Origin of the sequence: Mesorhizobium sp. M7A.F.Ca.CA.003.01.2.1, assembly GCF_003998945.1 — a bacterium.
Lineage (GTDB): Bacteria > Pseudomonadota > Alphaproteobacteria > Rhizobiales > Rhizobiaceae > Mesorhizobium > Mesorhizobium ciceri.
In genome coordinates this window covers 1-6537 of record NZ_RZRA01000227.1, presented here as the reverse complement: position 1 = coordinate 6537, position 6537 = coordinate 1, and the positions used below count along the sequence as shown (strand labels likewise).

At 62.8% G+C, this 6537-nt stretch carries 6 protein-coding genes; 3 read left to right on the top strand and 3 right to left on the bottom strand.

All coding sequences use genetic code 11. The features are described from left to right. Positions 1-634: NAD(P)/FAD-dependent oxidoreductase (locus EN969_RS11955; RefSeq protein ID WP_164758229.1), on the bottom strand; the 634-nt coding region annotated here is incomplete at its 3' end. 343 nt (positions 635-977) lie between these two features. On the opposite strand from EN969_RS11955, the gene EN969_RS11950 reads away from it, so the two are divergent. After that, on the top strand, positions 978-2015 hold the full coding sequence (locus tag EN969_RS11950; RefSeq protein WP_063169630.1) for a phosphatidylglycerol lysyltransferase domain-containing protein: 1038 nt from the start codon (positions 978-980) through the stop codon (positions 2013-2015). Positions 2016-2170: 155 nt separating this feature from the next. Here the strand turns inward: EN969_RS11950 and EN969_RS11945 are convergent, their stop codons facing one another. Further along, a complete protein-coding gene (locus EN969_RS11945; protein WP_013528680.1) occupies positions 2171-2932 on the bottom strand; it encodes an ABC transporter permease in 762 nt (253 codons plus the stop codon). After that, positions 2929-3855 (bottom strand): ABC transporter ATP-binding protein, encoded by a 927-nt coding sequence (locus tag EN969_RS11940; protein WP_024502216.1) that lies wholly within the window; start codon positions 3853-3855, stop codon positions 2929-2931. Before EN969_RS11940 ends, EN969_RS11945 begins: the two co-directional genes overlap by 4 nt. Positions 3856-4115: 260 nt before the next feature. Between EN969_RS11940 and EN969_RS11935 the strand changes: the two genes are divergently transcribed. Beyond that, complete coding sequence (locus tag EN969_RS11935; protein WP_063169629.1) at positions 4116-5477, top strand: cytochrome ubiquinol oxidase subunit I; 1362 nt, start codon at positions 4116-4118, stop codon at positions 5475-5477. A 9-nt stretch (positions 5478-5486) separates the two neighbouring features. Further along, the gene (locus tag EN969_RS11930) at positions 5487-6491 is read left to right on the top strand and encodes a cytochrome d ubiquinol oxidase subunit II (RefSeq protein ID WP_013528683.1); all 1005 of its coding nucleotides are present in this window, start codon (positions 5487-5489) and stop codon (positions 6489-6491) included. Positions 6492-6537: the final 46 nt, after the last annotated feature.

The window sequence follows — 6537 nt, the reverse complement described above, 5'->3', positions numbered from 1 at the left end:
GGGCGGGACCGCTGCGGGCCGACAGCCAGATGGCGGCCGTGTCTATGCCGGCCAGATGATTGAGCGCATCGAAACCCGAATTGCCAGCGCCGACGACCAGCACTTTCTGGCCCGCATAGGCCTGTGCGTCACCGAAATCCGCCGAATGGATGATGCGCCCGACGAAATCCTTCATGCCTTTCCATTCGGGAATGAACGGCTGCCTGTCGCGGCCGGTGGCGACGACGACATTGCGGGCCAGCCGCAGGCCAGCGCTGGTCCGTACCGCCCAGTGATCGCCCTTGAAGGCAATCTCTTCGACAGCGACGCCAAACTGCACCGGCAGCCGGTTTTCCTCCCTGAAATCATTCATGTGGCGGATGACGACCGTCCGGTGCGGAAAGGCGGGGGTGCCGGGTGGATAGGGGAGACCAGGCAGCGAAGAAAGATCGCGGTGGGTGTTGAGATGCAATTGCTGGTGCCGCCGGTGCCATGGCTCAGCCAACCGGCTTTCCTTTTCCAGGATCGCCGTCGGCACGCCGGCGTTCATCAAGGCGTGCGCGACGGCCAGCCCGGCAGCACCGGCGCCGACGACGATTGCCGGCTCGACCTTGGCCGGCAGATCCACAACCGATCTGATTGTCGTATCAGTCATTCACTCGAATCCCGTTCGACGCCAGGCTGGCAGGACGCTGTAACCGTTTGATCCCGCGCAGGATCCCTGCAGCAAACCGCGGCCGAAATTTCGAGCGATGCGAATTAGCTCCGTACGCCGGGCCGCGGTTGCGCTCTATATGGCATATGCGCGATATCAACGGTAATCAGGTCGCGGCAATGTGATTGATTCGAGGCTCGGGGTGGCTGGCGGGTCTCGGTTATCCCCACGCGCATGCCCGAAATCGACTCCGATTTTCGAGTCATGCGCAGAATCAAAGTGTTACAGCACCTTGGCGCGTCCTGGACGGCCGGCGCTGTAGGCGGCACGCGGAATCTCGACCATGCCCTCCTTGCGGTTCTATTTCGACAAGATCCTTGAGGCCGCCGCGCCCGAGGTCGAGCGGCAGGCGCTGACCCATGTCGAACGCCTGGCACTGGTGCGCCGCTATGGCGACTTCTCGCTCGCCTATTCCACCGCCGTGCAAGGCAAGCTCTCCTATTTCGGCGACGCCGACGGCTACATCGCCTTCGGTACCAAGATGAAGCACCATTTCGCGCTCGGCGACCCGGTGGCGGCTCCGGCGCGTCGGGCCGATTACATCAAGCGCTTCGTCGAGACCGCCGGCAGCCCGTGGTTCGTGCAGGTCGGCGAGGACACCGCACGCGTGCTGGCCGGCCTTGGCTACAAGGTCAATCGCCTCGGCATCGACACCCGCCTCACCCTGCCCGAGCATGATTTTTCCGGGAAGCGCAACGAGACCGTGCGCTACTCCGAGCGCTGGCTGCTGAAGAAAGGCTTTTCGTTCGACGAGGACAAGCGCACGATTTTTCTGGATGAAATTGCCCGGCTTTCGGAAAACTGGCGCGGCGACCGCATCGTCAAGCGCTGGGAGATGGGCTTTCTCAACCGCAACTTTGCCGACCATCTCGGCACCGACATGCGCCGTTTCGTCCTGCACGGTCCCGACGGCGGACTGGTCGCTCTGCTCGACTTCGACCCGCTGTGCCGCAACGGAAAGGTCATCGGCTACACGACGGCCTTCAAGCGCAAGCATATCGACGCTTCGCCGCATGCCGAGGTCGGCCTGACCAAATTCGCCGTCGATCGTTTTCGCGAAGAGGGCATCTCGGTGGTCACGCTCGGCCTGTCGCCGATGCTCGATATCGGGCCAAGCGGCTTTGCCGAAAGCGATTTCTGGCGCAATGCCTTCCAGCGCGCCTACGATTCGCCCTGGGTCAATCGCCGCAGGTTCAACCTGCAGGGCCAGGCGGCCTTCAAGCGCCGCTTCCACGGTGTCGAGGAGCCGGTCTACATCGCTTTCCGCAAGGGGACGTATGTCGAGATGCTGGGGTTGCTGCGGCTGGTCAAGGCGATCTAGATGTATCGATATTCAGGTGAGGCCGGCCTGCAAATGGCGGCTTCCTGCGCTTCCGGTGCTCACGTACGAAAAGTACGCTCCGCTCCGGTTCTCGGAATCCGCCATTTTCGACTCGGCCTGACCTGAATCTCAACAGACCTGGCGGCGTTCTGCCGTCAATTCCTCAACCGATACCCTGTCCTGAAGATCCAGGCGACGATCGTTATACAGATCAGCAGGAAGACGACCGTCATGCCGAGGCTGACGCCGACCGAGACGTCGGACTTGCCGTAGAAGCTCCAGCGGAAACCGCTGATCAGATAGACGACCGGGTTGAACAGCGTGATCGTGCGCCAGACCTCGGGCAGCATGTTGATCGAATAGAAGCTGCCACCGAGGAAGGTCAGCGGCGTGATGATCAGCAGCGGAACCAGTTGCAGCTGCTCGAAACTCTTCGCCCAGATGCCGATGATGAAGCCGAACAGGCTGAAGGTCACCGCCGTCAGCACCAGGAAGGCGAGCATCCAGAACGGATGCAGGATGGTGAGCGGCACGAACAGCGAGGCGGTGGCCAGGATGATCAGGCCGAGGATGATCGACTTGGTCGCGGCACCGCCGACATAGGCGATGACGATCTCCAGATAGGAGACCGGCGCCGACAGAAGCTCGTAGATCGAGCCGACGAATTTCGGGAAATAGATGGCAAAGGAGGCGTTGGAGATCGACTGCGTCAACAGCGACAGCATGATCAGACCCGGCACGATGAAGGCGCCGTAGCTGATGCCGTCGATCTCGGTGATGCGCGAGCCGATGGCCGAGCCGAAGACGACGAAATACAGCGACGTCGAGATGACCGGCGAGACGATGCTCTGCAGCACGGTGCGGAAAGCACGTGCCATTTCCATCCGGTAGATCGCCCATACTGCGCGAAGGTTCATGGCTCCCTCCTCACCAGATTGACGAAGATCTCCTCGAGCGAAGAGTTTTGCGTGTCGATATCGCGGAACTGGATGCCGCCGGCCTCGAGATCGCGCATCAACGAGGCGACGCCGGGCCGCTCGGCCTGGTTGTCATAGGTGTAGGTCAGCTGCCCGCCATCGGGCGACAATTCCAGCGCATAGCGCGAGAGCGCCTCGGGAATGGCCGTCAGCGGATTGCGCAGTTCCAGCACCAGCCGCTTGCGGCCGAGCTTGCGCATCAGTTCGGCCTTGTTCTCGACCAGGATGATCTCGCCGCGGTTGATGACGCCGACGCGGTCGGCCATCGCTTCGGCTTCCTCGATATAGTGCGTGGTGAGGATGATGGTGACGCCGTCCTCGCGCAGCCGGCGCACCATCGCCCACATGTCCTGGCGCAGCTCGACGTCGACGCCGGCGGTCGGCTCGTCGAGGAACAGGATGCGCGGCTCATGCGACAGCGCCTTGGCGATCATCAGCCGGCGCTTCATGCCGCCCGACAGGGTGATCGCCTTGGCATCCTTCTTGTCCCACAGTGAGAGATCGCGCAGCACCTTCTCGACAAAGCCGTGGTTGGCCGGCTTGCCGAACAGGCCACGGCTGTAATTGACCGTCGCCCAGACGCTCTCGAAGGCATCGATGGTCAGTTCCTGCGGCACAAGCCCGATCAGACCGCGCGCGGCGCGATAATCCTTGTTGATGTCGTGGCCGTCGACGGTGACGGTGCCCGACGAGCGGTTGACGATGCCGCAGACGATCGAGATCAGCGTCGTCTTGCCGGCGCCATTGGGCCCAAGCAGCGCGAAGATTTCGCCGCGCTGAATGTCGAGATTGACTTCCTTGAGCGCGGTAAAACCGGTGGCGTAGGTCTTGGAGACCCCGGAAATGGACAGGATGGAAGGCATGGATGAAAACGGCTGCTTGAAGAGGTCCCCTGATATAGGCCGAATGTCGGTGCTTGCAACCGCAAGTCAATGCCCTGCTGACAGTTCTCGACAATCGTTGCCGGCCGGCCATTGCAGGTGCGGCGCACAGGCCCGGAGTTGCGCGGCATGCAACCGGCAAAATTGTCCTGTGGCGTTCAGCCTCGCGGCAGGACGCCGCTTTGACCTGAACTCGCTTCGGGCCTATTCTTCGCGAGTATTTGCAGCAGCCGGAGCCCATCATGGACCCGCTCATACTTTCGCGTATCCAGTTCGGCGCGAATATTTCATTCCACATTCTATTTCCGACGATCACCATTGCGCTGGGTTGGGTGCTGCTGTTCTTCAAGCTGCGCTACAACGCGACCAACGATTCCGCCTGGATGCGCGCCTATTTCACCTGGGTGAAGGTGTTCGCGCTGTCCTTTGCCATGGGCGTGGTTTCGGGCGTCACCATGAGCTTCCAGTTCGGCACCAACTGGCCGGGCTACATGGAAAAGGTCGGCAACATCGCCGGGCCGCTGCTGGCCTACGAGATTCTCACCGCCTTCTTCCTCGAAGCGGCCTTCCTCGGCATCATGCTGTTCGGCTTCCGCCGCGTTTCCAACCGCATCCACACACTGGCGACGGTGCTTGTCGCCGGCGGCACCACCGTCTCGGCGTTCTGGATCATCGCGCTCAATTCCTGGATGCAGACGCCGGCCGGCTTCGAGATGCGCGACGGCGTGGCGCATGCGGTCGACTGGTGGGCAATCATCTTCAACCCGTCGATGCCCTACAGGCTGACCCACATGCTGCTGGCGTCCGGGCTGACGGTGTCGTTCCTGGTCGCTGGCCTGTCGGCGCTGCGCTATCTCACCGGCGACCGTTCGGAATCGATGTGGAAGGCGCTGCGCACCGGCGTCTTCACGGCCGCGATCCTGATCCCGATTCAGATCTTCGCCGGGGACCAGCATGGGCTGAACACGCTGGAGCACCAGCCGCAGAAGATCGCCGCCATGGAGGCCAACTGGAACACCGGCCCCAATGTGCCGCTGGTGCTCTTCGCCCTGCCCGACGAGGCCGCGAAGGAAAACAAATTCGAGATCGCCATTCCCGACGGCGCCAGCCTGGTGCTGCGGCACTCGACCAGCGGTGTCGTGCCGGGACTGAACGATTATCCCGGCAACCATCCGCCGGTCTTTCCGGTGTTCTGGGGTTTCCGCGTGATGGTCGGCACAGGCATATCGATGCTGCTCGTCTCATGGTCGGCGGCCTTCTTCCTCAAGCGCCGGCACAGCCTGCCGAAGCCGCTCGCCATGCTGATGGTACCGATGGCGCTGTCGGGCTGGCTGGCGACGCTGGCCGGCTGGTACACCACCGAAATCGGCCGCCAGCCCTGGCTGGTGACGGGCGTGCTGAAAACGGCAGACGCGGTCGGCCCGGTGGCGGGCAGCCATGTCGCGCTGACGCTGGCGACCTACCTCGTTCTCTATGTGCTTTTGCTGATCGCCTATCTCGGCGTGCTGGTGCACCTGGCGCTGAAGGCGGCGAAGGACGGCGATTCATCGCCGCTGCCGGGCGTCATGAACGCCGCCATGTCACAGCCGGCGGCTGGCGAGTAGGAGAAGAAGATGAGCTTCGACTGGCCAACCGCGCTTCCCCTCATCTTCGCCGGCCTGATGGGCCTCGCCATCCTGATCTACGTCATTCTCGACGGTTTCGATCTCGGCATCGGCATCCTGTTCGCCGCCGCCGAAGACGCCGAACAGGATACGATGATTGCCGCGATCGGCCCGTTCTGGGACGCCAACGAAACCTGGCTGGTGCTGGCCGTCGGCCTGCTGCTGGTCGCCTTCCCGCTGGCGCATGGCGTCATCCTGACGGCGCTCTACATTCCGGTCTTCGTGCTTTTGCTCGGGCTGATCCTGCGCGGCGTTGCCTTCGATTTCCGCGCCAAGGTGCCAGCTGGCCGGAAGCATCGCTGGAACCGTATTTTCTTCCTGGGTTCGCTCATCGCCTCACTGGCGCAGGGCTACATGCTGGGTGTCTATGTGCTCGGCCTCGATGTCGGCCTCGGCGGCATGGCGTTCGGCGTGCTGGTGGCGTTCTGCCTTGCCGCCGCCTACGCGGCGATGGGTGCCGCCTGGGTGATCTACAAGACCGAAGGCGAGCTGCAGAAGAAGGCGGTGCGCTGGCTGCGCACGACGCTGGTGCTGACCGCACTCGGCATGGCCGCGGTGTCGCTGGCGACGCCCTTCGCCAGCCCGCGCATCTTCGACAAATGGTTCGTCTGGCCGGAGATGCTTTATCTGTCGCCGCTGCCGATCCTGTCGGCGCTGCTGTTTCTGTGGCTGTGGCGGCAGACCTTCCATCTGCCGAAGCCCGACGACCGCCATTCACTGACGCCGTTCCTGACGCTGGCGGCCATCTTCGCGCTTGGCTTTGCCGGCCTCGCCTGGTCGTTCTACCCGTTCGTGGTGCCGGATCGCCTGACCATCTGGCAGGCAGCCTCGGCACCGGAAAGCCTGGCCATCATCCTGGCCGGCACCGTGGTGGTGCTGCCGATCATCATCTTCTATTCCTTCTATGCCTACCGGGTGTTCGGCGGCAAGGCGACCGACCTGACCTACGATTGATCCGCTCCATCTCTTTGACGCAAAGCGCCATGGGCTTTCTCAGGAA